The organism is Paenibacillus rhizovicinus, from assembly GCF_010365285.1.
In the GTDB taxonomy this organism is placed as follows: Bacteria; Bacillota; Bacilli; order Paenibacillales; family Paenibacillaceae; genus Paenibacillus_Z; species Paenibacillus_Z rhizovicinus.
Genome location: NZ_CP048286.1, coordinates 6262583 through 6286655 on the forward strand (window position 1 = coordinate 6262583; position 24073 = coordinate 6286655).

Below are 24073 nucleotides of genomic sequence, written 5' to 3' on the forward strand. Positions count from 1 at the left end.
GGATCGGCGTCGGCGGCTTTTTTTGTTTCGCGAGTCTCTATAGCTGCCAATTCATGCAGGATTAGGGTTGGTGATGACCGCGGATATCAGCTACAATGAGTAAGTACGGGTTGGAATTGAACGGTAATAGGAGTGGAACGACGATGGCAAAGCGAATGCGGCTGGACAAGCTGCTTGCGAATATGGGATTTGGCACGCGAAGCGAAATCAGGCGGGCGGTCAAACAAGGACGGGTCACGGTCGAAGGACAGACGGTGAAAGATTTCGGCTTGAACCTGGATCCGGAAACGGCGGCCGTGCGGTTCGACGACGAGGAAGTCGTCTATCAGGAGACGATTTATGTCATGTTGAATAAGCCGCAAGGCGTCGTTTCGGCGACGGAAGACACGCGGGACCGCACGGTCATTGATCTGCTGGAGCCCGGCCATCGCATCCTGCAGCCGTTCCCGGTCGGCCGGCTGGATAAGGACACGGAAGGGCTGCTGCTGCTGACGAATGACGGGAAGCTGGCGCATGATTTGCTGTCGCCGCGCAAGCATGTCACGAAGACCTATGAAGCGCTTGTGCACGGTGATGTCAATGGCGAAGATCAAGAAGCGTTCCGCCAAGGCGTAACGCTCGACGACGGGTATAAGACGATGCCGGCTGACCTGGCGATCGGCGAGAAGGAGCAGCGGGAAGAAGGCGTGTTCAGCCGGATTACGCTGTCGATACGCGAAGGGAAGTTTCATCAAGTGAAACGGATGTTCGAGGCCGTCGGCAAGAAGGTTGTCTATCTGAAACGCGTTTCCATGGGTCCGCTTGCACTTGACGAGACGCTTGAACTCGGCGCGTACCGCCCGCTCACGGATGCAGAACTGGACGCGCTGCTGAACGTTCGCGCCGCCGACGTGCTGGACGCTTAAGAGAGAGTGAGAAGGAGAGAAACACAACATGGGGAACATCAACTACGATTTGATAGCGCTGGATATTGACGGAACGCTGCTTACGGACGGGCATGTCTTGACGGCAGGCGTCAGAGAAGCGGTGCGCGAAGCCCATGACCGCGGGGCCGAGATCGTATTATGTACGGGCAGAGGCCCTGTTAATGCGATGCCGGTACTCGATGAGCTGGGACTCGCCGGAACGATGATTACGCATAACGGAGCCGCAACGGTCGATTCGGCCAGCCGCGGCGTGCTGCATCAATATAGCATCGAAGCGGCGGAGCTTGCCCGGTTCCGGGAATACTGCCTGCTGGCAAAGCTGCATTTCGACATCAATACGCCATTCGAAATGCTGATCGAGGGCATCACGCCGGAAGCGCAGCAGATGTATAAGCTGTACGGCGCGAACCCTGTCATGCGCAAGCCGGGCGAACCGCTTCCCGAAGGGCTCGTGAAATTTACGTTGTTCGGCGAAATCGCGGATCTGGACCGCGTCGAAGCGGATTGGAACGGTTGGACGCATGGCTTGCAGCATATCCGAAGCGGCGATTATTTCATCGACGTTCAGCATAAAGAAGCCAGCAAAGGCACGGCGCTGCAGCAGCTTGCCCGCCTCAGGGGCATCGAGCAGAGCCGCGTCATGGCGATCGGCAATTATTTTAACGATGTCGGCATGCTGGCTTTCGCCGGAATGGGCGTCGCCGTCGCGAATTCGCCGGATGCCGTGAAGGAAGCGGCGAACGTGCTGACCCGCTCGAACGAAGAAGACGGCGTTGCGCATGCTCTTCGCGCATTTGCTTGGAAATAAGCGAAACGCCGTTGTCTGCCTCAAGCGGGAGACCGATTGCGGCCTCCGGAAACTGAAAAACCGTCGAAGGAAAATCCCTCGACGGTTTTCTCATTATGCCAGGTCAGTCTAATTAGAAGAAAATCCCGCGGGATACGATGACCAGCAGAATGAACAGAACCAAAATCACGCCAGCAGAAGTAAATCCTCCGTGCACACCGGACATGCAAATGCCTCCCTTAAAAGGTTTTTCCGGCACCGGATTCAAGTTTGTCGTGTTGTTCTCGGTACTCGGTATACAGTATTGTATGAAATTCGTCGTCTGCGGATTGGACAGATGCCCGCTTCGGCAACATTTGGGCAAACGATAGGGGAGAAAAGGCCGAAGAATGAGATGAACATACGGGAGAGAAGTGATACGGAATATATGCCTAACGGCTGCCGCGTATACGGTCCGCCGCAAGAGGAGAGCAATCCGGACCGGGCGGTTGTTCGGCTGCTGTCGGTCAGAAACAACGAGAGAACTGAGGACATACGAATATGATGTTGGCAAAAGGCTTGCTTATCGGCCTGTCGATCGCCGCCCCCGTCGGGCCGATCGGCATTCTATGCATGAAACGCACCTTGAATCAGGGCAGGCGCTACGGTTTGGCTTCGGGACTGGGGGCCGCTACGGCCGACGGCCTGTATGGATTGATCGCCGCGTTCGGCTTTAATGCCGCCATCGCAAGGATGGTGGCGCTGCAGGACGTCGTTTCGCTAATCGGCGGCTTGTTTCTCTGTTACCTGGGCATCCGGTCGTACCGGTCTGCCGCAGGAGAGCGCAGCGCGGAAGCGGGCAGCAGCAGCAGCTTGGCTGGCGCTTACATGACGACGTTCTTCCTGACCGCCGCCAATCCGGTGACGATCCTCTCGTTTCTCGGTATTTTTGCCGGATTGAATGCGATGGACGCTTCGGAAACCGGACTGACGACGCTCGTGCTTGGCGTGTTTGCAGGGTCGGCGGCATGGTGGCTGTTCTTGTGCATCGTCATCGGCTCGCTTCGGCAGACGTTAAACGCCGGCATTATGCGACGGATCAACCGGTTGTCGGGACTGCTGCTTCTCGGGTTCGGCGTCTATTCTTTGCTGAACGCGGTCTATTAATCCAGAGGAACGGAGAAACCACACTATGATTCCCGCTCATGAATGGCAGCGCTTGAAATTGAATACGAAACGGCTTCAACTGCTCGTTATCGACGAATCTTACGCCGAACGGGCGCTGGCGTTCGTCATGCGCAACCGGGAGGCGCTGGCCGAATGGGAGCCGGAACGCAATGAAGCGTATTTTACCCTGGAGTCGCAGCGGAAGCTGATTCAACAGGATCGGCTCGGCATGAATGAGGGACAGAGCATCAGATTCTGGCTGAAGCTTGCAGGGGAATCGGACGGAGAGCTGATCGGAACGGCATCGATCAGCAATATCGTGCGCGGCGCGTTCCAATCCTGTCATCTCGGTTATCGGATGGACGCTGCGTACCGCAATAGCGGCTATATGACGGAGGCGCTCTCGCATGTCGTCGCCTTCGCTTTCGAGCAATTGAACCTGCACCGGATCGAAGCCAACGTTATGCCGCGCAATGCGCCATCCTTGAAAGTTTGCGAACGGCTCGGATTTCGGCGCGAAGGCCTTGCCCATGACTATTTGCGCATCGCAGGGAAGTGGGAGGACCATATTCACATGGTACTGCTCCACCCGTCGTGGTCAGAACGCTGAGCAGGGCACAATGAGGGCCATGGCGATAAATAACGGCGCAGAAGGCATTTATGTCGCCCCGGGTTCATGTTAGAATAGAACGTGCAACCTCATGCATGACATAGAAAGCGAGTATGCTCAGATGATACTTAACTTTATACGTTCCTCGAACGCCACTCTTGCGGACGAACGGGAGATCATGAACGCCAACCCGTTCTTCAACCGCATTTCCAAAGATAAAGAGCAGCTGGCAGACGCGGATATTGAAGCGGAGCATCGCGATGCGGAAGCCGCCGGTGCCGAACGTTACGTCATCTATGATGACATGGGCCGTCCTGCCGGTATCATCGAATATTTGATGACCAACCCGAACGATGCTTGTACATGGATCGGTCTGCTGGTTATTTCCGGTCAATGCCAGGGTAAAGGTTACGGCCGCAGCGCGCTGGCTTGGTTCGATCGCGTCATGCACGGGCGGGGCGTTGCCTCGCACCGGTTAGGCGTATTGGCCGACAATCATCCCGCGCACGCGTTCTGGCAAAGCCAGGGGGCAGCCGCGGTGAAGCCGGCCGTACTGCCGGACGGCAAACCCATTGTTATCTACGAGCGGATTGTCCGGCGATCATAGAGGATGCAAATCATAAAGACGGGAGATTACAAGGATGTACAGAACAGCGATGCTAGGCGTGCTGCTAGGTCTGACTGTGCTGGCCGGTGGTTGTTCGGTTAAAAACGACACCCATGAACAGGACCCCCTCCCAGGCGAACAAATTGACTATCGAGATTCATCGGGTGCGTCCGATGTCATGAATGCATATGAAGAATCCATGGTTGAAGCGGTCAACAAGAATCGGTTTTCGCTTGTGGAAGGGCTGCTTGACTCGGCGGGACCGCTTTACAAGGAACAGGAAAGCCTCGTTCGCCGGCTCAGCGCCAAGAATATCAAGGAAAAGCTCATCCGTTATCAAACGATGAATATTCAGAAAATCAACGGCGAATATAAATTTTACATTATCGAGAAAGTCGGCATCTATTATCCCGACGGCAGATCGACGGTTAACGAATACGAATGGATCTATACCGTTACGCAGCATCCCGTGACGAACGCCTTCAAGGTGTACAGCATCGAGCGGTGGAAATAATTCTCGGCCATGCGGCGAGCGTCGAAGGCGCAGAGGAGGGGCAGACGGGCTGGCGACAGCGCCGTCTGTCTGTTTTTAGAAGAATATAGCTATGAGGTGCAACTATGACGAGCAGAATTGCGTTTGAACCGTATAACGGCCAATATTTGGAACAAGTCCGCGGCACGTACAACTACTTTGTGGAGCATACGACGGTTTCTTTCGATCTGTACCCGTATACGCCGGAACAGATGCGTTCGCTGATCGAGCCGGTCTCCGAGCTGTACCGTTCGTACGTCGCGCTATACGAGGGACGCTACGCAGGCTACTTGCTGCTTACGCAGCATAAGAAGAAGCTGGCGTTCAATGTCACGGCGGAAGTGACGATCTACCTGGAGCCTGATTATACCGGCAAAGGGATCGGCAAAGAAGCGATGCGCTTCCTGGAAGAAACGGCGGTATCGCTCCGGTTCCATTCGCTCATCGCGGCGATTTGCACGGAGAACGACAGCAGCGTCGCTTTATTCTCGAAGCTTGGGTACAAGCAGGTGGCGCACTACGAGGAGATCGCCTACAAATTTGACCGTTGGCTGGATTTGGCTTGTTATCAGAAAAAGCTGAAATAGAGGCGGGATGCTTATATGCGAATTCGTTGGTCCTCAAGGGGGCTGGCAATCTGTGCGGCGGCGGCGGTCATGTTCGTAACGGGCTGCAACGGGAATGAAGACAAGCTGCAGGCGCGAGTGGATGAGCAGGCGCAGCAGCTGATCGCGCTGAAGAACGCGAACGCCAAGCTCGAGACGCGGCTGGACGAAGCGAACGGCCGGTTCAGCGAAGCCGACGAGCAGCTGAAACTGCTCCAAGCGAAGGCGGAGGAAGAGGCCGCGGATCCCTACTCCAATCGGACGGAGGACGATCTGCTGCTCGACAAGCGAATTCCGGCGGATGCTGCGGGCTTGCTGTTGAAGCTGGTGGAAACCGTGCATGCCAAACCGAAGGCGGAAGACAAGGTTTGGGCGCAGTTTTTCCATGATCCCGCGCATATGGATTATTATATTAAAACGGTCTTGGCCATGCCGAATCTCACGTACGCCAAGTTCTTCTATCAAGGAGAAACGACCTATAAGAAGCCGGGCAAAGAAACGACGACGATGGTCGTTCAAGGAAAGTTGAAGACGGATGACGCGAACAGCAGCGGCGCTCATGCCTTTGCGCTGACCAACGTCAATCATACGGGATGGAAGATCTACGACGTGGATTAAACGAGTGCTGCCTTGCCGGCAGCATCCGCGAATCGAAGCTTTCCTGACGGCAGCATGGCCGCTTCCGGTTATTTTGCACGCAAAGCCGTGACTTGGCATGATTTGAAGCCATGCGGAATAGCTATAGTTGGCAAGGGACAAGCGAATTTGCCGACCGGACGGCTATAGGTTTGGAGGTGTGGCTACGAGAGTGATGAAGAGAACAATCGCACTGATTACATTGGCTTATACCCTCTTGCTCCTCTATTGGATGTATATCGGATTCGGACGTACGCACCCGCAATTGCCGGGGTACAACTACAACGTCATGCCGCTGCACACGATCAAGCTGTATTTCGTTCACGCGGATAGTTTCCCGCTCAAAAATTGGATCGTGAATATCGTCGGCAACATTGCCGTATTCGCGCCTTTCGGCCTCTCCGTTCCGTATTTGCTGCGGATGCGGCTGTTCTCGTTTATCTGTTTCTTTATCTGCGTGCTATTCTTGCTGGAGACCTTCCAGCTGCTGCTGCAGCGCGGAAGCTTCGATATCGACGATATTCTGCTGAACACCGTCGGAGCGCTGATCGGCTTCGCGGCGTTGCAGCTTATACGAAAGCGAGTGAGCGTATGAAGATGTACAGAGCGATTTTGTTCGACTTAGATAATACGCTGCTCGATTACGATGCCAGCGAGCGGGAAGCGATGCAGCAAACGATCCGCCAACACGGGCTGATGGAGCGGGAAGGCTTTACGTGGGATCTATTCTGGACGTCGTTCGCGCCTATAAACTGGACCTATTGGATCGAGCGGACGGAGCGGAAGCTGCACATTTCCGAAGTGCTGGATTATTCGTTCCGCGATACGCTGCTGCAATTGGGACATGACGGCGGGCTGTCCGCGGCGCTCGCCTCGACCTATTGGGAGCTCTTCTGTTCGTCCTGCCATTTCATGGACGGTACGACGGAACTGCTGCCGCGGCTTCACGGCAATTACACGCTCGGCATCATTTCCAACGGCATCGGAGAAGCGCAGCGCAAAAGGCTGGCGACAGGCGGCATCTCGCATTATTTTCCGCATTTGTTTATCTCGGACGAGGTCGGCATCGGCAAGCCGGACAAGCTGATCTTCGACAAAGCCGTCGAAGCGCTGGGCGTTCAGCGGCCGGAGATCTTATTCGTCGGCGATTCCTTGAAGGACGATTACGAGGGAGCGCTGGCTGCCGGCATCGACTTTTGCTTCTATAATCCGCATCGCAAACCGACATTGGACGGGGTTTCGCCGCACTACACCATTCATGAGCTGGCCGAACTGAGCCGCATCATTACGAGAGAAGAGTGACAGCAATGAAGTTCAGACCATGCATCGACCTGCATAACGGCAAAGTAAAACAGATCGTCGGCGAAACGCTTGGAGGCAGCGACAGTCAAGTCGTGGAAAATTTCGTCTCTTCGCACGACTCCGCTTATTACGCGGACATGTTCAAGCGGGACAAGCTGACCGGAGGCCATGTCATCATGCTCGGCGGCGGCAACGAGGAAGCGGCGCTTGCGGCGCTGCGCGCATATCCCGGCGGTCTGCAGATCGGCGGAGGCATCCATGCCGAGAATGCAGCTCGGTATTTGGAGGCAGGCGCATCGCATGTCATCGTCACCTCTTATATTTTCCGCGACGGCGAGCTGGACATGGGCAATTTGCAGCGCATCGTTTCCGAGGTTGGGAAAGACCGGCTCGTGATCGACCTCAGCTGCAAGCAGCGAGACAACCAATGGCTTGTCGTGACCAACCAGTGGAAAACGTTCAGCAATTTCGTCGTGGATGCCGCCCATCTGCGCGAGCTGGAAGCGTACTGCGATGAATTTCTGATTCATGCCGTCGACGTGGAAGGGAAGCGCACCGGTATTTTGGGCCAGTTGGTGGAACAGCTGGCGCAGCAGGTAACGATTCCGACGACGTATGCCGGAGGCGCCCGTTCGTTCGAGGACTTGGATTTGTTCCGTTCGTTGTCCGCCGGGAAGCTGGATATTACGATCGGCAGCGCGCTCGATATTTTCGGCGGCGCCTTGTCCTACGACGAGGTCGTTGCGTATTGCAACCGATAAAGGCTGCAAAGCCGTGGAATGCCAGTCTGCGTTAGTCGCAGGCTGGCTTTTTTTGCGCGGGATCGGATTTTACAGAAAACGATTGATTTCCGCTCAGGATGACGGTATAATCTTCCAAATTGAAAATGGGGGATGTACCATGAAGTTCGTGTTAGTGTTCGGTCCGCAGGCTGTCGGCAAAATGACGATCGGCCATGAGCTCGAGAAAATAACGGGCTTGAAGCTGTTTCACAATCACATGACGATCGAATTGCTGCATCCGTTCTTCGGATTTAGTCCGGAAACATGGCGGCTGTCGGATTTATTCCGCATGGAAATCTTCAAAGCGGCTGCGGCAAGCGGGATGGACGGCCTCATCTTCACGTATGTATGGGCTTTCAACCAACAGGGAGATTGGGATTACGTCGATCGCGTCTGCACGATCATTGAAGAGGCCGGCGGCGAGGTGTATTTCGTCGAGCTCGAAGCGGAGCTGAAAGCAAGGCTGGCGCGGAACCGTACGCCGCATCGGCTTCAGCACAAACCGACGAAACGTAACGTCGAGCAATCGGAGAAGAATCTGTTGGACAGCCTGGACAAGCATCGCCTCAACTCCGAACCTGGCGAAATCGAACGCGAGCATTATCTTCGCATCGACAACAGCGGATTAAGCCCGGAGCAGGCCGCGCATATGATTAAGACCTATTTTGAGTTATAGCGAAAGTTAACCAGGGCCGGCATTTTGGATAGCTTTTCCGCCTGCAAGCGATTACAATGAGAGTGATTGCTTGTCTTCATCGAATCCATGATAAGAGGAGTGGCACATTCAATGGCTGGAAATCGCGCGGTAGTTTATGACCAACCAGGTAAAGTGGAAGTTAGGGATATTTCGTATCCGGAGCTGATATTGCGTGACGGCCCAGGCGTGAATCCGCTTAATGTCGGCAGAAAATGCGAACATGGCGTTATTCTTAAAGTCATTACGACGAACATTTGCGGAAGCGACCAGCACATGGTTCGCGGACGGACGACGGCTCCGAGCGGTCTGGTGCTTGGACACGAAATCACGGGCGAGGTCATCGAAGTGGGCCGCGACGTGGAATTCATTAAGAAAGGCGATCTCGTTTCCGTGCCGTTCAACATTGCTTGCGGACGCTGCCGGAACTGCAAAGAACGCAACACGAACGTGTGCTCCAACGTGAATCCGGACCGTCCGGGCTCTGCGTACGGCTATGTCGATATGGGCGGCTGGGTAGGCGGACAATCCGAGTATGTGATGGTTCCTTATGCGGACTTCCAATTGTTGAAGTTCCCGGACAAAGACCGTGCCATGGAGAAAATTCTTGATCTGACGATGCTGTCGGATATTTTCCCGACGGGCTATCACGGCGCTGTCAGCGCCGGCGTGCGTCCAGGCTCGACGGTATATATCGCAGGCGCGGGACCTGTCGGCCTTGCGGCCGCGCATTCCGCTCAACTGCTCGGCGCGTCGGTCGTCATCGTCGGCGATTTGAACGGCGAACGCTTGGCGCAGGCGAGAAGCTTCGGCTGCGAAACGGTCAACCTGCGCGAACATGCGAACTTGGCCGAGCAAATCGACCAAATTCTCGGCGTGCCCGAAGTGGACTGCGCGGTCGACTGCGTCGGCTTCGAAGCGCATGGCCACGGCAAGGCGCATGGCGAAGCTCCCGCAACCGTGCTCAATTCCATTATGGAAGTGACGCGCGCAGGCGGCAGACTTGGCATTCCGGGCTTGTACGTAACGGGCGATCCGGGCGCGGTGGACGACGATGCGAAGATCGGCACGCTTAAAATCCGCTTCGGACTCGGCTGGGCGAAGTCGCATACGTTCGTGACGGGCCAAACGCCGGTCATGCAGTACAACCGCGAGTTGATGAGCGCGATTCTAAGCGGCCGGGCGCAAATCGCCAAAGCGGTCAACGCCACGCTCATTTCGATCGATGAAGCCCCGGAGGCATACAGTGCCTTCGATCAAGGCGTTTCCAAGAAATTCGTCATCGACCCGCATGGTTCGGTGAGACGTTAGCGAACGACAACCCGCATTGCTCATCCATGGGCATTGCGGGTTTTTTCATGGCGTTCAGCTGCAGGAATAAACGATTAAAGCCAATAAAGGAGTACCAAACAAACCAGCAGTCATGGTACACTGAGAACGGGTCAACCTTAAGCAGCCTAAGGCATTGATAATGTTTACGGGAGGTCATTCGCGGTGAATAACTGTTCCTTGATTACCAAGCCGGCAATGAATATGGTTGGTATCAGCTATTGCGGTCCGTATTCTACGTTCCCGGATGAAGCCATTCATCTGCAGAGTGAGTTTCTCGCCAGAAAACATGAGATCGAAGGCGATGTCAAGACGTCGGTGCTGTACAGTCCTAATTTCGGCAACGAGGTATTCGCGACTTACTGGGCATGTTTCGAGGTCCCGCATTTGGAGCAAGTGCCCGCAGGCATGGTTCAGTTCAGTATTCCCCAGCGCACGTACGCCATGGCGGTGTGCACGAACGAGCGTATCGGCGAAGGCTATGAACAGCTGACGGCTTGGATGAACGAGGAGAAGCTGAACAAGCGAGAGAACGCCGTATCGTTGGAAATTTTCTATATCGACGAGCATCTGGAAGCCGAACAGGTCGAGCTGCTGATTCCGATCGATGAAGAATAATAGATGAAGAATCATATAGGAAGCGCGAAGCGCGGCAGGAATTTCTCTGTCGTGCTTTTTTGTTGCGGACGGAAGCATGGCGATCGGCAAACAAGAATGCTCTAGGAAAATAGAACGGCATTCTGTACAATAAGTGGATACATGTCCGGAAAAATACGCAGGCACCAAGGAGGAACAGAACATGACGATAACGATCCACATGATAGATGCCTTTACGAAAGAGCCGTTTCGCGGCAATCCGGCAGCGGTTTGCCTGCTGGAAGAGGAACGCGGAGCGGAATGGATGCAGCGAGTGGCCGCGGAAATGAACTTGCCGGAGACCGCGTTCCTGCGTCGTCGTCCTGACGGCAGCTATGATCTGCGCTGGTTTACGACGACGGATGAGGTCGACCTGTGCGGTCATGCGACGCTCGCCAGCGGTCATTACTTGTGGACGAACGGCTTGCTGAAACGGGACGCGCAGGCAAGGTTCCACACCCGGAGCGGATTGCTGACGGCCGACTTGACGGAGGAAGGCATCATGCTTGACTTCCCGGCGGAGATCGCAGAGCCGGTCGTCGCCCCCGAGGAGCTCATACAAGGCTTGGGGCTCATTCCGCGTTATGTAGGCCGCAATCGGATGGATTATTTGGTGGAAGTCGACAGCGAGGAAACGGTACGCACGCTGCGGCCGGATTTCGGCCTGCTGGCACGAGTGGAAGCCCGCGGGGTAATCGTCACGAGCCGAGGGACGGCCGGTGCGGAGAACGCCTATGATTTTGTCTCCCGCGCATTCTATCCGGCAACCGGTACCGACGAAGATCCGGTTACGGGCTCCGCTCACTGCGCTTTGGCGCCTTATTGGCAACGCCGCCTGCGGAAGAACGACTTTCTTGCCTATCAAGCTTCTGCCAGAGGCGGGGAGCTGCGCGTCTCCGTGCAAGGGGAACGGATATTCATGACCGGGCATGCCGTAACGGTACTGACGGGGCAATTGCAAGTATAATGCAGGATCTTCTAGCAGGATCATCGGACATAATCCTAGATACCGATTTAACATTGTGCTATAATAGCATATTGCAGTTGCATAAAGAGGAAGGTGTGGAACGTGACGTACGAGATTCCCAAGCATATTCAGCAGTTCGGTACGGATATCGAGGAGCAGCAGCTCCGTTATCATAACCGGCGGGTGCTCGTTTCCAAAGAGTTTACATTTGACAGCGCGCATCATTTGCATCTCTACGAAGGTAAGTGCAAGAGCCTCCATGGCCATACGTATAAGCTCCAAACGATTCTGTCCGGAACGACCGACAAGCGCGGACTGACGATCGATTTTGCCGATATGAAACGAATCGCGAAAGAGCGGATCATCGATAAGCTGGACCACCGGTACTTGAACGAGGTGCTCCCGCCGATGAATACGACCGCGGAGAACATGGTCGTGTGGATGTACGAGCAGCTGCATGAAGCGCTGGTCGAGGAAGGCCATTATCCGAATGTCCGCATCGAAGAGATCCGGCTTTGGGAGACGCCGACCAGCTATGCGGCGGTAACGCGCGCGTTGATGGAGGCGGACGAGCATGCCGGCTAACGAAACGGCGCAGGAGCCGCGCGCTATTCGGCTGCCAATGGTGGAGATATTTGAAACGGTCGAAGGCGAAGGCACGCGTGCCGGGTTTCCGACCGTTTTTGTTCGTCTGTTCGGCTGTAATTTACGCTGCGTCTGGTGCGATACCAAATACAGCTATCCGCCCGCCGAAGCGGAATTTACGATGACGATCGACGAGATCGTCTCGCAGGTCGAACGGGAGTATAAAGCGGAGTATATTTGCATGACGGGCGGAGAACCGCTGTTGTACGGCAGCCGTTCCGGCGCTCTGCTTGAGGCGCTCTGCGGTATCGAGCGTATCAAGGACGTGCACGTGGAAACGAACGGCGCGATCGATTTGGCTCCGTTCCTGCGCGATATTCATTCGCCCAAGGCACGTTACATTATGGACTACAAGCTGCCGGATTCCGGCGAGAACGAGGCGATGCTCCATGAGAACTTCGCACTGCTGCGGAAGCAGGACGAAGTGAAATTCGTCATTGCGAGCGACGCGGACTTCGATTATGCCGTAAAGGTGCTTGCCGACTATCCGACCGAGGCGCTTGCGCTGTTCAGTCCGGTGTGGGAGAGCATGCCGCCGGCGAAGCTTGTCGAGAAAATGCTGGCTGCGGGTTTGACGAGGGTCAAGCTGAACATGCAGCTGCACAAAATCATTTGGGATCCGGCCCGGAGAGGTGTTTAAGTTGACGAAAAAAGCAGTCATTATTTTGAGCGGCGGGTTGGACAGCACGACTTGCATGGGATACGCGAAGGAAGCAGGGTACGAGTTGTATCCGATCTCCTTCGATTACGGCCAGCGTCATATCATTGAATTGGAGAACGCCCGTGCCGTAGCCGAATATTACGGGACAGGCGACCGCTATAAAGTCGTGCAGCTGGGATTTCTGCGCGAGTTCGGCGGCAGCGCATTGACGGACGACAGCATCGACGTGCCGAAAATGGGCGCCGAGCCAGTGCCTGACGAACCAGGTGAAATTCCGGTTACTTACGTGCCTGGACGCAACCTTCTGTTCTTGTCCATTGCGACGTCCTATGCGGAATCCGTCGGCGCGGAAGCGATCTACATCGGCGTCAATGCGCTCGATTACAGCGGCTACCCCGACTGCCGTCCGGAATTCATTGCCAAGGTGCAGGATGTGATCGCGTTCGCTACCAAAGTCGGCGCGGAAGGCAATCCGATCTCGATCGAGACGCCGCTCATTCATTTGACAAAAGCAGGCATCGTTGCGGAAGGGACACGGATGGAAGTGCCTTACCATCTGACAACCTCTTGTTATAACGGGGAGAAGGAAGCATGCGGCGAATGCGATAGCTGCCGTCTGCGTCTGAAAGGCTTTGCCGAAGCGGGCATGACCGATCCGATTCCTTACAAATAAATAGTGCTGCAGCCTGCAATACCATTGCAGCAAGGTTGCAATACCATTGCGACAAGGTTGCAATACCATTGCGACAAGGTTGCCGCTGAATAAGCAAAAAGACAGCTCCGAATGAAGAGGATTTTCACGTCTGCCTCTTGTCGGAGCTGTCTTTTTTGCAAGCGAAGACTAGTATTCTAGGCTTGTGCTTTCGCTTTGTTGGCGTTGTCGGCCGATCGCGATCTTGAACGCATCGAAGGATGAAGCGTAACTTTATTCTTGCCCGACGTCTTGGACTGATACATCGCTTCATCGGCTTGCGCAACAACCTCGGCAATGGACGTGCCTTCAAGAGTGATGCTGACGCCTACGCTGATCGTCACCATGGTTTCTTTCTCCACCCGGCTGCGGATCGCCTCGGCGACGGTTTCCGGCTTCACGCCGGGAGCGGCCACGAGGCCGAGCAGCTCCTCGCCGCCATAACGGCCGGCCGTGCCGATGCCGGCGGTTTCTTCCCGCAGAATATCGGCGACTTGTTTCAAGACGCCGTCCGCTTTATGGTGGCCCTGCGTATCGTTCAGCTTCTTGAAATTGTCGATGTCGCAGAAGATAATCGCGATTCGTTTCATCTCCCGCAGCATTTGCTCGGCCTTCTTATTAAAGTGGCGGCGGTTGTACAAGCTTGTCAGTCCGTCCGTAATCGACGATTGGAACGTCATCAGCAGCCGTTCCAGCACCCATTCGAACAAGAGCAGGAACAAGAGCGCATAATAGATGACCGGTAGAAAATGGCTCAGAATGACGAGCATCGGCACTTTCCCGTGGAAGACGTAATGGTCGGCCATCTCCGCGATTTGGCGCGAGAAGAAGACAATGAGGCTGGCCGAATAGCTGAACCGCTGATCGATGCCGCGCATATTCAGCAAGATGATGAAGTTCAGCATTAAGCCGTAGAAGTCGACCGCAAGCAAATTCACCTGATCCGCAACGGGCCCGGAGACCGCGATGTCCGGCGTGAACACGACTTGTCCTGCCGTTATGAGCGCCAAGCCGACGAACATCAGCAGGAAAGGAAAGCCTTTCAATTTGATCGAGGGGCCGGTATATAATTTCATGAACACGTAGTTGATAATGATGAACGTCAGCAGGTCGAGAAAGGCGAGCGTCAGCCGCCAGTACGGCGCCGCCGTCCAGTCGGAGCTGGCGATTCCGAGCACGGCTGCATGCTGAATAAGCAAAAGGAGCAGGACGACGATCAATACCAGATACGTACGATTGCGACGGTAGCTTTTGTACAGCTTGACCGCCATGAACAGCATCAGAACGAGAATGGTCATGGTGCATGCGGAAGCGAAAATTTGGCCGGACAGGCCGGAGAGCCAATGAATGAATGTCATAGTTCAGCCACCTAAGATGAGAGTATGCACAAAGTTGATATCGGACGCGAGGCCGCTTTTCGTTATAAAGAGGAGAGCGGCGAATCCGGAAATAGAGAAACATATGTTCTAGTATATCATAATTTCTTGAATATGGAACGATAGCTTACGCTTGCACGGAAACATACGAAACGTTAACAAGGGATCGTCTGCAGGTTGTCGAATATACTGCTTATGACCTATGGAAATGGGCTTCATTCATTTTCAAGGAAACGGGAATATGGCGATCATGGGAGGAAATATGAGCAGGAATATTTATTTGGATTACAATAGTCTCTCTTTGCGTCTCGATGCGCTGTCGGTTCAGATCATGGAGAAAGACTACGACGGCTTAGTCATTTTACTTCGCGGCGGGTACTTTATCGGGCTTCACTTGGCTTTCTTGACCGGTCTGCCCTATTACTTCGTGAAGTATGAGCGCAGCAGCTCAAGCATTGCTTGGGAAGGGGCCATTCCGAGCGGGACGCGGCTTCTGCTATGCGAGGATTTTGCCGGTTCGGGGGACACGCTAACGAATACGACGGCTTTTATTGAAAGCTTCGGCAAGAGAGTCGATACGCTGGTAGGATGCAGCGACCTGCATTCTTCTTCGGTTCCTACCTTTGCTTGTTTTCACAATTCGAATGCCGATGCCCGTTTTATTTTTCCTTGGGAGAGGCACCGAATGAATAAGGAAGGAAGGCAAGCAGCGACGCCCGATCATGGACTGGACAAGACGGCATGGGATCTGGACGGCGTATTCCTGGAGGATGTTCCGTCGGAGGTGTACCGGGCCGGATTGGATCAGGCGCTGCTTATCCGAGACGGATACACGAAGGCGCACTTCGCGCCAACGCGCTATTCGAGCCAAGACATGATCATTACGGGGAGACCGGAATGCGACCGGGAAAGGACATTGATCTGGCTGAATAATAGTCAGATCCATCTCGAAGCCACGTTCCGCGACGATAACATCGAGAAGCCCACCAAAGAGGAGACGGCCGCCTGGAAAGGCAAGCGGGCGATCGAATTAGGTTTCAATCATTTCGTGGAGAGCTGTCCGATCCAGGCGCTGCATATCGCCAATCTATATCCGGAAATGAGAGTCATTTGGTGGAACTCTGGCGAGCCGCTTCGCATTCAAGCAACGAAACACGCGGAATCGCGATTGGAAGAGGTCAATGTCTAGGGGGCTGCGAGACCAATGATTTTTCAATACTATCCAACCGTGAGTCATTCCTTTACTTACGAACTAAACAAGGACCTGCATTTTGCGGCGGCTCACTTCATCCCGTCCTCGCTGGCCGGCAAGTGCCAAGATCTTCATGGCCATACGTATGTGGTGAATGTCACCGTCTGCGGCGATGCGTTGGACGAATCCGGATTTCTCGTCAATTTCGCCAGCATTAAAGAGCTGATCCATAAACGATACGATCACACGAGTTTAAATGAGCATGAGGAATTCAGCGGCGCCGACAGCGAACGGTTTCCGACCACCGAGGTATTGGCGGCTGCGATTTATGCCAAGGTACAAGCCTATTTGGACGGCTGCGCGAATCAACCCAGATGCATGCAAATCATCGTGCGCGAAACCCCGACCAGTTATGTGATCTATCGTCCGAAAATGCAGGAAATAATGTGATCGTATAACGATTCGAAGAGGCATGACCAGTATGCTTTCCCGCATGGGACAGGCTTCCGGTCATGCCTCTTTTCATGTATGCATTTACCGCCGTTCTTTTTAATGGATGCTTTCCGGGTGTTTGTTACATATCATAAATATGAGGGCAGAAACCTTGATCGTACGCGTTATATTCGACTATAATGAACAAACATTGACCCGTGCATCGAACGGAAAATGTTCACGTCTATTCTGGTTTTTGCAAGTCGAGAAGTAAATTGCAGTGGTTTGGGAGGGCTTGAGATGAACATTTTGCAGGCACTGTTTTTCCCCCCGGAGCAGCCGGGCGGCGTGTCCTCCATGGTTCCTTACATCCAAGATCGGTTCAATAAACTCGGCTGGACGATGGAATTGTTTTCATTGCCGAGACGAGTAAGAGGGAAGGGACAGGAGCCTGTTTCCTTCGATACGTTCGACATTGCGAATTACGAGGGAAATCCCATCGTAGATAAATACGTGCAGACCTACCGCGATTACGTCTGGTGGACGAAGCTGCGCATCAAGAAGAATTACGACATTATCCATGCGCACCACCCGATTTCCGCGCTGGTGATGAAGCAGTTGTATCCGGATACGCCGATCGTGATGACGATCCACTCCAGTTACGAGCGCGAGCTGATTCTGAACGGCAAAATCATCGAAGGCGGCTTGGAGCATCGGTTCCTTACGGCGGTCTACGGCGAGCTCGAAGCGAAGGTCGACCGGATTCTGACGCCTTCGGAATCGTTCCGGCTGTACTTGAAGCCTTTCGTCAAGGATGCAGACGGCATCCAAATCATCCCGAACGGCTTCGACGAGAAGCGTTTCCGGCCGATTTCCCATGAAAACGCGGTCGTGCAGCTGATTACCGTCTGCCGCTTGGTACCGGCTAAAGGGCTGGATGTCCTGCTGCGCGCGTGCGCAGAGCTGAAAGCGCGGGGTCACGCCTTCGTCCTCCATATCATCGGAGACGGGCCGAGCCGCGAAGAGCTGGAACAGCTCGCGATCGAGCTGAACCTGTACGACGATATTATTTTCTACGGCTATATGCTTCATCCGGAAGAGTTCATGCCGTTCTTCGACGTGTTCGTGCTGCCCTCGCGGGCGGAAGCCTTCGGCTCCGTGTTCGCCGAAGCGGCACTATGCTGGCTGGCGCTGGTCGGCACGAACGTGGGCGGGATCGCCGAACAGATCGACGACGGCATCAACGGCCTGCTGGTGGAGCCCGAGAATCCGACCGCGCTATGCAATGCGCTGGAGAAGGTCGTATCCGACCAGGATTACCGGTACAACATGGCCCGGGCGGCCTGGAACAAAGCGAAGAAGGTTTATTCCCTGCAGCGGGTCATCGCCCAGCTCAAACAGGTATATATGGAAATCAATCCGGAACCGGAAGCGGCGGAGTAAGGGAGAAGGAACATGGGCGTCTCATTTCGGTTCATACATGCCGCGGATCTTCATGTGGACAGTCCGTTCCGCGGCTTGACGGAGGTACCCTCGCATGTGCGGGAGGCGCTCCAGGCTTCGACGTTCGATGCCGTGCGGAAGCTCGTGGACGCGGCGATCGGGGAAGAAGTTGATTTTGTCGTCATTGCCGGAGATCTCTACGATTCGGCGGACCGTTCGCTTCGCGCGCAGCTGGCGCTGCAAAAGGAATGGCAGAGGCTGCATGCTCATGGCGTGCGGCTTTTTGTCATTCACGGAAATCATGATCCGCTGTCCGGGCAGCAGGCCGCGCTGCGCTGGCCGGATTCTATCCATTTCTTCGGTGCCGAACGTCCTGAACAGATGCCGGCCTATACGAAACAAGGGGAATTAGCGGCATACATAACCGGCATTTCTTATGGCTCTAGGTCCGTGACCGCGAATTTGGCAGCCGGCTATATTGCCCGGCAGGACGGTACGTACGGCATCGCGCTGCTGCACGGCAACGTCGACGGCGACGCCGGTCACGATCCGTACGCGCCGTGCAGGCTGGACGAGCTCGTCGGCGCAGGCTTTCAATATTGGGCGCTTGGCCACATTCATCAACGGGCGGTGCTGCATGAATATCCGCATGTCGTCTATGCGGGCAATACGCAAGGCAGGCATGCCAAGGAGACGGGGGCCAAAGGCTGTTACGTCGTCGATGTTTCGGCTGCGCATGAAACCGTGCTGCGGTTCGTGCCGCTCGATACGGTGCGCTGGCTGCATGTGCGGACGGCGATCGACGGGATCGTTTCCGAGCAGGAACTGCTGGACGCGATGGAAGATGCCGCCGCGAGAGCGGCTTCCGAGTGCGGCGGCCGTTCGCTTATGGTGCGATTTTCGCTTGTCGGCAGAGGGCCGCTGCATGCGAGTTTAGGAGACTCGGAGCGGCTTCAGGAGCTGTTGGCGGGACTGAGGGAACGCCTGGCCGAACCCGGCTGGATGTCTTCCGCCGGAAGCGGGTTCGATGCCGGCTGGTGCTGGATCAGCGAGATCGCTGCTTCTACGGGTTCGGAATTGGATGTTGCCGCCCTGTCGGAGGAGGACAGCTTCGTCGGCGAACTGATCCGGGGAAGCTTCGCGGCCGGCGGCGATACGGCGTCGCTCTTGTCGCTGACGGAAGAAGCGCTGCTGCCCCTGCTGGGCTCGCCGAAGCTGCGAAAACGCGTTCGTGCCGCCATGGAACAGCGTGCCGATGATTGGCTGGTCAAGGCGAGAGAGCTATCGGCCGGCCTGCTCGCGGCCGAACCTGATACGAGTACGGTCGAAGCGCCGATTCAAGGAGGGGAAGCGTCATGAGGTTGCAGAAGCTGCATGTGGAAGGGTTCGGCAAGCTGAGCGACGTTATCTGCAGCCTGGATGCGCCTGTGACGATCGCATACGGGCCTAATGAAGCGGGCAAAAGCACGATGCAGAGCTTCCTGCGCACGATGCTGTTCGGTTTCGCGAATAAAGGAAGCCGAACGGAGCGGTTGGAACCCGTGAACGGGGGGCGTCATGGCGGGAGGCTGTTCTTCGCTGATGAAGCGGGCCATTCTTACGTCATGGAAAGGTACGGCAGCTCGTCTAGCAAGGTCACGGTACGGCGGCTGGCCGGCGAGGGAGCAGACAGTGATGCGGCAGGCGGCGAACGGGGCGATACGCTGACGCAGCCGCAGTGGGAGCGATTGTTTCTCGGCGGGATCGGCGAGCGGGTGTTCCGCGAGCTGTTTGCCATTACGCTGACGGAGCTGCAGGCGATCGGCATGCTGGAAGGCGACGAGCTGGGCAAGCAGCTGTACCATGCCGGCTGGAACGGCGGGAGCGCGATCGCAGGCACGGAGAAGCTGCTGCAAGGGCAGCTCGACGAGCTGTTCAAGCCGCGCGGAAGCAATCAGCAGATGAGCAAATTATTGAAAGCGCTGGATGAAACGGAAGAGCAGCTGCGGAGGCTGGAAGACGGCATTTCGGCGTTCAACGCGCTGACGACGGACATTGAAGAAACGGAAGGGAAGCTTGCGGCAGTCGAGGAGCGCCTGCCCCGGCTGCGAAGCCAGAGCGCGCTGCTCGAGAGGGCGGCGGAACTTAGGCCGGCGTGGATGCAGCGATTGACGCTGCTGCAAGAGCTGGAGGCGTTGAAAGACGCGCCAAGGCTTGCCGCGGATGCCCGAAGCCGCTGGGAAACGTTGGCGAATGAACTGCGCCGCGCACGCGAAGAACTTCACGAGGCGAACGAGCTGTCGGATAGGCTGGACAACAGAATCGAGCAGCTGGTTTGCGACGCCGAGCTGCTGGCGCGCCGGGTGGACATCGACACTTTGATGCGCTCCGTAGAGCAGATTACGGCCGCCAAGCAATCCGTGACCGAGCTTGACGCGGAGACGGACGAACATCGAGAAGCCGTGAAGCGGCTGCTGCTGCGCATCTCTCCATCGTGGACGGAAGCGTCGCTGCGCGGGTTTCTGGCAGGCGTCGCGGAGCGGGAGGCGGTACGCGTGCACCGGACGACGCTTCAAGACACCGAGAAGGCGCTTCATCTAGCCGAAGCCGAGCATCGCGCCGCGCACGGTCGCGAACGCGAAGCGGCTGCTTCGCTGGCGGAGACGGAATCGTCGGATTCGTATGGTTCGGGTCGGACGGTTGCCGGGGCACTAGGGTTAAGCGGCGCCGCCGGTGACGAGGCTGAGGTCGATAAGGCGATGGGCATGGCGGGCGTTGAAGCCGAAGACGAGGCGGCAGCGGAGATTTTCCGTCTGCTGCCGCAGACGGAGGATGCGCTTCGCTATGCCGCGCGCCAGTTCGAGGAAGCCTGGCGGGAGCTGGAGCTTGCGCAGCTCCGCGAGCAGCACGAGGCCGAGGCGGCGGCCGAAGCGGGGGCGGGACGCCGAGGCGGTTATGGAGGCGCCGCGATTTATGGCGCGGCGGCGGTGGTATTGGCCGCCGGCGCAGCGGCGCTTGCGGCCGCAGGCCTAGCCGCGGCGGCGAGCGCGGCCGGCGTTGGCGCTGCCGCGCTCGCCGTGCCGGCGCTGCTGCGGCTCGCGCGCGCGCGTACGCCGCGCGGCGCCGGCGGCGCTGCCGGCCGCGGGAGCCGCAGCGGCCGTGCGGCGCGCCGCGCCGAGGCGCCTGCGGCAGCCGGCGCCTCGGCCGCCGCAGGGCACGCGGCGGCCGCGGAGCAGCGCGTGCTCGCGGCGCTGGGCGCGCTCGTCGCCGCGCCCAGCGCCGCGCTGGCGCTGCTGCTGCCGCGCCAGCGCGCCGGCGGCGCGGCAGCGGCCGCGACGCTGCGCGAAGCCGCGGCCGCGCGCGAACAGCAGGCGCGTTCGCGCCCCGGCACTGCGCCGGCGAGCCCGGCGCAGCTGCTCGCACGTCTGCGTGCCGCGATCGACGCGCGGCAGGACGGGCTCCGCGCGCAGGCCAGCAGCGCCGAGCGCCACGCAGAGCAGAAGCGCGCGTACGCCAGGCTGCGCGCGCAGGAACGATCCGCCCGCGCCGCGGCAGACGCAGCGGCGCAAGCGTACGACATCGCCGCGGCCGATTGGCGCGAGTGGCTGACGGCGCGGAAGCTGCCGCCGGCCTTGTCGCCCGAGGCCGCGATGGAAACCATAGAGCTCGCCGAGCAGGCGCAGCTTCGCGTACTGGCGCAGGACCGCGCGGCAGGCAAGGCCGCGCGGCTGCGGGACGGCATCGCGGCCTTCGAGCAAGCGGCCGGCGCGCTCTGCGAAGCGTTCCCCGGCGCCGCTTACCTGGCGCACGGAGATGCCGTCACGGCGCTCCGCCTGCTCCAGGCGGATGCCGGCAAACAAGCATCGATCCAAGCCGAACGGGAAGAATTGAAGCTGAAGCAAGCGGAGCAAGCGATGCGCGAGGAAAGCCTGCTTAGAAAGCTGGAGGAGCTCGAGAAGCAGCGGGACCGGTGGTTTGCGGCCGGTAAGGCTTCGGACGAGCCGGAGTGGCTGAATGCGCTCCAGCGTTCGGAACGGCTGCTCGACATCGAGCACGACATGTACAAGCTGAACGCGCAGCTCGGCGCGGGCATGACGGACAGCGATTCGGCGCAGCTGGAGGAATGGTACGCCGGCATGGATGATGCGGGACTCCGGGGGATGTTAACGGATGTGCAAACGTCGTGGAAGGAAGCGGAGAAGCTCCGCAGCGAGCTATTGGAGCTGATCGGCCGCCGGAAGCAGAAGCTGGAGCTGCTGCTGAAGGACGGAGACCGCCAGCGGCTCATCGGCGAACGCGAGCAGCAGAGTGCCGCGCTGGAACGATTGATCGACCGGTATGCGGTGCTGTCGCTTAGCATGACGATGATCAAACGGACGAAGCGCATCATGGAAGAGCAGCGCCAGCCAGGCGTTCTGCGCGAAGCGTCCCGTCTGATGAGCAAGCTGTCGGAAGGGCGGTATACGCGCATTTCCATGCCGGAAGGAGAGCGGACGATCGCGCTCGAAACGCAAGACGGCCGTATCGTGGAAAGCGGATTTCTGAGCAGGGGAACAGCGGAACAGCTCTATCTCGCGATGCGCTTCGCGCTTGCCGGCGAAGCGGCGGCCGTGCATGCGCTGCCGCTGCTGCTGGACGATCCTTTCGTCAATTTCGATTACGGCCGGCTGCAAGCTGCCGCGGGCGTCTTGGAAGAGCTGGCCGAACAGCGGCAAATCGTCTTCTTCACCTGCCATGCCCATATGAAGGATTTGCTGCTGGATCGCCTGAAAGGCGCGCGGCTGATCGAGCTTGCCCGCTAGCAGGCGGACATGCCAGCAGAGGTTAGGGTCCGGTCTGTCATTAATCCGTTATCAACTATGCGTCGTTATCAAATATGCTCGTTATCAACTATGCTCGTTATCATCTATCCGTTCGTACGTTTATCTTCTTATCGCAGCGTCTATGATCCGCTTCGAAGTTCAATCCCGCACCGGCGGCCGGTGGCGAATCAGCAAAACCAGCCAGCCCAAACTGATCAATCCGAAGATCGGATAGAGCGTCGAGAGCAGCGGTCCGAATCCGATTTGGCTTGCGATGTAACAGGCGCCGAGCGTCAACGTGGTCAGTATCGTGCGGGACAGCTTCAGGCGTTCCTGCAGCTGCAGCGTCAGCCCGTAAATATCCGCGATCAGCGTCGTGAAGATTTCGGCGAAGATCAGGAAAATATAGATCCATTGGATGCCATGGCCAAGCTCGCGGGCGATGCCGCCCATCGGGATGGCGAACTGCTGAATGCCCGGCATGTACACGGATAACGCAATATGACCGGCCAGAAGCATGAATCCGATGCCGATGCCGCCGACCCAGGAACCGTACACGATCGTTTTGCGGTCTTCCATCGCGGCGCCGAGCGGCACGAGCACGGCTTGCGCCATGGCCAAATTGAACGCCGCATACAGGAACGGAGAGGCCCATACCGCCACGGGCGAAAAATCGCTCGTCAGCAGCAGCCAGCGGCCCGAGCCCGGCGTTTGAACCGTATCGATGATGATCAGCACCGTGAACAGCAGCATGATCGGCACGACGATGGCGTTGACGGTCAGGATGGCGTTCATTCCTTTGCGCAGCAGAAGGAAGCAGCCGGCAATGGTGATGAGCAGCCCGGATTGATAGGAGATATTCCAATTTTCGGAGAAAATCGCGCCTGCGCCCGCCAGCATGACCGCGCACACGCCGAATAGGACCAGCTGCATGAAATGGCTGATCCACCTGCCGAACCGATCGCCGAACAGCACCTTATTGACATCTTCGTATGATTTGGCGCGGACGTCGTTCGAGATAAGCATCATTTTCGCGCCGAGCCATACGAACATGACGGTAGCGAGCAGGATGGTCAGAGCGCCCATAACGCCGAAACGGGTAAAGAACTGCAGGATCTCCTGACCCGTGGCGAAGCCGGCGCCTACAACCGTGCCCATATACGTAAATGCGATTTGCAATATTTTATTCATTCGTTTCATGATTCAACATGACCTGCCTTTCGTGGACGACCTATACTAAAGGTATGTCCGACCGGGGACAGGCATGACTACTAATCCTTATTCTGACCATGA

At 56.9% G+C, this 24073-nt stretch carries 26 protein-coding genes; 23 read left to right on the plus strand and 3 right to left on the minus strand.

What is annotated here, in order from left to right; all coding sequences use genetic code 11:
- Positions 1–143: 143 nt before the first annotated feature.
- Positions 144–905 (plus strand): pseudouridine synthase, encoded by a 762-nt coding sequence (locus tag GZH47_RS27920; protein ID WP_162644238.1) that lies wholly within the window; start codon positions 144–146, stop codon positions 903–905.
- Between the two features lie 28 nt (positions 906–933).
- Positions 934–1734: a Cof-type HAD-IIB family hydrolase gene (locus GZH47_RS27925; protein ID WP_318653389.1), complete on the plus strand. Its 801-nt coding sequence runs from the start codon at positions 934–936 to the stop codon at positions 1732–1734.
- Positions 1735–1846: 112 nt separating this feature from the next.
- Here GZH47_RS27925 and GZH47_RS27930 read toward each other — a convergent pair whose 3' ends face one another.
- Positions 1847–1939, minus strand: a complete 93-nt coding sequence (locus tag GZH47_RS27930; RefSeq protein ID WP_162644239.1) for a dihydroorotate dehydrogenase — start codon at positions 1937–1939, stop codon at positions 1847–1849.
- Between the two features lie 314 nt (positions 1940–2253).
- On the opposite strand from GZH47_RS27930, the gene GZH47_RS27935 reads away from it, so the two are divergent.
- The 16 genes from GZH47_RS27935 (at position 2254) to queC (ending at position 13538) form a co-directional block, all read left to right on the plus strand.
- Positions 2254–2859, plus strand: coding sequence for a LysE family translocator (locus GZH47_RS27935; RefSeq protein ID WP_162644240.1), 606 nt, complete (start codon positions 2254–2256; stop codon positions 2857–2859).
- 25 nt (positions 2860–2884) lie between these two features.
- Positions 2885–3469: a GNAT family N-acetyltransferase gene (locus GZH47_RS27940; protein WP_162644241.1), complete on the plus strand. Its 585-nt coding sequence runs from the start codon at positions 2885–2887 to the stop codon at positions 3467–3469.
- Between the two features lie 121 nt (positions 3470–3590).
- Positions 3591–4076 carry a GNAT family N-acetyltransferase gene (locus tag GZH47_RS27945; RefSeq protein WP_162644242.1) on the plus strand — a complete coding sequence of 162 codons (486 nt, stop codon included), beginning with the start codon at positions 3591–3593 and terminating at the stop codon, positions 4074–4076.
- A gap of 34 nt (positions 4077–4110) precedes the next feature.
- Complete coding sequence (locus GZH47_RS27950) at positions 4111–4590, plus strand: TcaA NTF2-like domain-containing protein (RefSeq protein ID WP_162644243.1); 480 nt, start codon at positions 4111–4113, stop codon at positions 4588–4590.
- Between the two features lie 104 nt (positions 4591–4694).
- Positions 4695–5195, plus strand: a complete 501-nt coding sequence (locus GZH47_RS27955; RefSeq protein WP_162644244.1) for a GNAT family N-acetyltransferase — start codon at positions 4695–4697, stop codon at positions 5193–5195.
- 15 nt (positions 5196–5210) lie between these two features.
- A complete protein-coding gene (locus GZH47_RS27960; protein ID WP_162644245.1) occupies positions 5211–5831 on the plus strand; it encodes a hypothetical protein in 621 nt (206 codons plus the stop codon).
- A gap of 193 nt (positions 5832–6024) precedes the next feature.
- Positions 6025–6444, plus strand: coding sequence for a VanZ family protein (locus tag GZH47_RS27965; protein ID WP_162645483.1), 420 nt, complete (start codon positions 6025–6027; stop codon positions 6442–6444).
- Positions 6441–7151: a YjjG family noncanonical pyrimidine nucleotidase gene (locus tag GZH47_RS27970; protein ID WP_162644246.1), complete on the plus strand. Its 711-nt coding sequence runs from the start codon at positions 6441–6443 to the stop codon at positions 7149–7151. The genes GZH47_RS27965 and GZH47_RS27970 overlap by 4 nt, the downstream gene beginning before the upstream one ends.
- A gap of 5 nt (positions 7152–7156) precedes the next feature.
- A complete protein-coding gene (gene hisA, locus GZH47_RS27975; RefSeq protein WP_162644247.1) occupies positions 7157–7912 on the plus strand; it encodes a phosphoribosylformimino-5-aminoimidazole carboxamide ribotide isomerase in 756 nt (251 codons plus the stop codon).
- 139 nt (positions 7913–8051) lie between these two features.
- Positions 8052–8609, plus strand: coding sequence for an AAA family ATPase (locus tag GZH47_RS27980; protein ID WP_162644248.1), 558 nt, complete (start codon positions 8052–8054; stop codon positions 8607–8609).
- 111 nt (positions 8610–8720) lie between these two features.
- Positions 8721–9938, plus strand: coding sequence for a formaldehyde dehydrogenase, glutathione-independent (gene fdhA, locus GZH47_RS27985; RefSeq protein WP_162644249.1), 1218 nt, complete (start codon positions 8721–8723; stop codon positions 9936–9938).
- A 183-nt stretch (positions 9939–10121) separates the two neighbouring features.
- On the plus strand, positions 10122–10574 hold the full coding sequence (locus GZH47_RS27990) for a GyrI-like domain-containing protein (RefSeq protein WP_162644250.1): 453 nt from the start codon (positions 10122–10124) through the stop codon (positions 10572–10574).
- A 181-nt stretch (positions 10575–10755) separates the two neighbouring features.
- Positions 10756–11559: a PhzF family phenazine biosynthesis protein gene (locus GZH47_RS27995; protein WP_162644251.1), complete on the plus strand. Its 804-nt coding sequence runs from the start codon at positions 10756–10758 to the stop codon at positions 11557–11559.
- Positions 11560–11661: 102 nt separating this feature from the next.
- The gene (gene queD / locus GZH47_RS28000) at positions 11662–12144 is read left to right on the plus strand and encodes a 6-carboxytetrahydropterin synthase QueD (protein WP_162644252.1); all 483 of its coding nucleotides are present in this window, start codon (positions 11662–11664) and stop codon (positions 12142–12144) included.
- On the plus strand, positions 12134–12844 hold the full coding sequence (locus GZH47_RS28005; protein WP_162644253.1) for a 7-carboxy-7-deazaguanine synthase QueE: 711 nt from the start codon (positions 12134–12136) through the stop codon (positions 12842–12844). Before queD (GZH47_RS28000) ends, GZH47_RS28005 begins: the two co-directional genes overlap by 11 nt.
- A gap of 1 nt (position 12845) precedes the next feature.
- On the plus strand, positions 12846–13538 hold the full coding sequence (gene queC, locus GZH47_RS28010) for a 7-cyano-7-deazaguanine synthase QueC (RefSeq protein WP_162644254.1): 693 nt from the start codon (positions 12846–12848) through the stop codon (positions 13536–13538).
- A 176-nt stretch (positions 13539–13714) separates the two neighbouring features.
- Here the strand turns inward: queC and GZH47_RS28015 are convergent, their stop codons facing one another.
- Positions 13715–14914 carry a GGDEF domain-containing protein gene (locus GZH47_RS28015; RefSeq protein ID WP_162644255.1) on the minus strand — a complete coding sequence of 400 codons (1200 nt, stop codon included), beginning with the start codon at positions 14912–14914 and terminating at the stop codon, positions 13715–13717.
- A gap of 280 nt (positions 14915–15194) precedes the next feature.
- Here GZH47_RS28015 and GZH47_RS28020 point away from each other — a divergent pair, with 280 nt between their 5' ends.
- The 5 genes from GZH47_RS28020 (at position 15195) to GZH47_RS28040 (ending at position 22780) form a co-directional block, all read left to right on the plus strand.
- Positions 15195–16121 (plus strand): phosphoribosyltransferase, encoded by a 927-nt coding sequence (locus tag GZH47_RS28020; protein WP_162644256.1) that lies wholly within the window; start codon positions 15195–15197, stop codon positions 16119–16121.
- 15 nt (positions 16122–16136) lie between these two features.
- Positions 16137–16574 (plus strand): 6-carboxytetrahydropterin synthase QueD, encoded by a 438-nt coding sequence (gene queD / locus GZH47_RS28025; protein ID WP_162644257.1) that lies wholly within the window; start codon positions 16137–16139, stop codon positions 16572–16574.
- A 282-nt stretch (positions 16575–16856) separates the two neighbouring features.
- A complete protein-coding gene (locus GZH47_RS28030) occupies positions 16857–17999 on the plus strand; it encodes a glycosyltransferase family 4 protein (protein WP_162644258.1) in 1143 nt (380 codons plus the stop codon).
- Between the two features lie 12 nt (positions 18000–18011).
- On the plus strand, positions 18012–19358 hold the full coding sequence (locus GZH47_RS28035) for a metallophosphoesterase family protein (RefSeq protein ID WP_162644259.1): 1347 nt from the start codon (positions 18012–18014) through the stop codon (positions 19356–19358).
- A complete protein-coding gene (locus GZH47_RS28040) occupies positions 19355–22780 on the plus strand; it encodes an AAA family ATPase (protein ID WP_162644260.1) in 3426 nt (1141 codons plus the stop codon). Before GZH47_RS28035 ends, GZH47_RS28040 begins: the two co-directional genes overlap by 4 nt.
- Positions 22781–22939: 159 nt before the next feature.
- On the opposite strand, the gene GZH47_RS28045 is transcribed toward GZH47_RS28040, so the two are convergent.
- Positions 22940–23980 (minus strand): YkvI family membrane protein, encoded by a 1041-nt coding sequence (locus GZH47_RS28045; protein WP_162644261.1) that lies wholly within the window; start codon positions 23978–23980, stop codon positions 22940–22942.
- Between the last annotated feature and the right edge of the window lie 93 nt (positions 23981–24073).

Coding starts and splice junctions, on each gene's coding strand:
- GZH47_RS27930 (WP_162644239.1), bottom strand. CDS start 1,939: ATGTCCGGTGTGCACGGAGGATTTACTTCTGCTGGCGTGATTTTGGTT.
- GZH47_RS27960 (WP_162644245.1), top strand. CDS start 5,211: ATGCGAATTCGTTGGTCCTCAAGGGGGCTGGCAATCTGTGCGGCGGCG.
- GZH47_RS28045 (WP_162644261.1), bottom strand. CDS start 23,980: ATGAAACGAATGAATAAAATATTGCAAATCGCATTTACGTATATGGGC.
- GZH47_RS28015 (WP_162644255.1), bottom strand. CDS start 14,914: ATGACATTCATTCATTGGCTCTCCGGCCTGTCCGGCCAAATTTTCGCT.
- GZH47_RS27970 (WP_162644246.1), top strand. CDS start 6,441: ATGAAGATGTACAGAGCGATTTTGTTCGACTTAGATAATACGCTGCTC.
- GZH47_RS27995 (WP_162644251.1), top strand. CDS start 10,756: ATGACGATAACGATCCACATGATAGATGCCTTTACGAAAGAGCCGTTT.
- hisA (WP_162644247.1), top strand. CDS start 7,157: ATGAAGTTCAGACCATGCATCGACCTGCATAACGGCAAAGTAAAACAG.
- GZH47_RS28005 (WP_162644253.1), top strand. CDS start 12,134: ATGCCGGCTAACGAAACGGCGCAGGAGCCGCGCGCTATTCGGCTGCCA.
- GZH47_RS28040 (WP_162644260.1), top strand. CDS start 19,355: ATGAGGTTGCAGAAGCTGCATGTGGAAGGGTTCGGCAAGCTGAGCGAC.
- GZH47_RS27945 (WP_162644242.1), top strand. CDS start 3,591: ATGATACTTAACTTTATACGTTCCTCGAACGCCACTCTTGCGGACGAA.
- GZH47_RS28030 (WP_162644258.1), top strand. CDS start 16,857: ATGAACATTTTGCAGGCACTGTTTTTCCCCCCGGAGCAGCCGGGCGGC.
- GZH47_RS27950 (WP_162644243.1), top strand. CDS start 4,111: ATGTACAGAACAGCGATGCTAGGCGTGCTGCTAGGTCTGACTGTGCTG.
- GZH47_RS28035 (WP_162644259.1), top strand. CDS start 18,012: ATGGGCGTCTCATTTCGGTTCATACATGCCGCGGATCTTCATGTGGAC.
- GZH47_RS28020 (WP_162644256.1), top strand. CDS start 15,195: ATGAGCAGGAATATTTATTTGGATTACAATAGTCTCTCTTTGCGTCTC.
- queD (WP_162644257.1), top strand. CDS start 16,137: ATGATTTTTCAATACTATCCAACCGTGAGTCATTCCTTTACTTACGAA.
- GZH47_RS27940 (WP_162644241.1), top strand. CDS start 2,885: ATGATTCCCGCTCATGAATGGCAGCGCTTGAAATTGAATACGAAACGG.
- GZH47_RS27920 (WP_162644238.1), top strand. CDS start 144: ATGGCAAAGCGAATGCGGCTGGACAAGCTGCTTGCGAATATGGGATTT.
- fdhA (WP_162644249.1), top strand. CDS start 8,721: ATGGCTGGAAATCGCGCGGTAGTTTATGACCAACCAGGTAAAGTGGAA.
- GZH47_RS27935 (WP_162644240.1), top strand. CDS start 2,254: ATGATGTTGGCAAAAGGCTTGCTTATCGGCCTGTCGATCGCCGCCCCC.
- GZH47_RS27925 (WP_318653389.1), top strand. CDS start 934: ATGGGGAACATCAACTACGATTTGATAGCGCTGGATATTGACGGAACG.
- GZH47_RS27965 (WP_162645483.1), top strand. CDS start 6,025: ATGAAGAGAACAATCGCACTGATTACATTGGCTTATACCCTCTTGCTC.
- GZH47_RS27955 (WP_162644244.1), top strand. CDS start 4,695: ATGACGAGCAGAATTGCGTTTGAACCGTATAACGGCCAATATTTGGAA.
- GZH47_RS27980 (WP_162644248.1), top strand. CDS start 8,052: ATGAAGTTCGTGTTAGTGTTCGGTCCGCAGGCTGTCGGCAAAATGACG.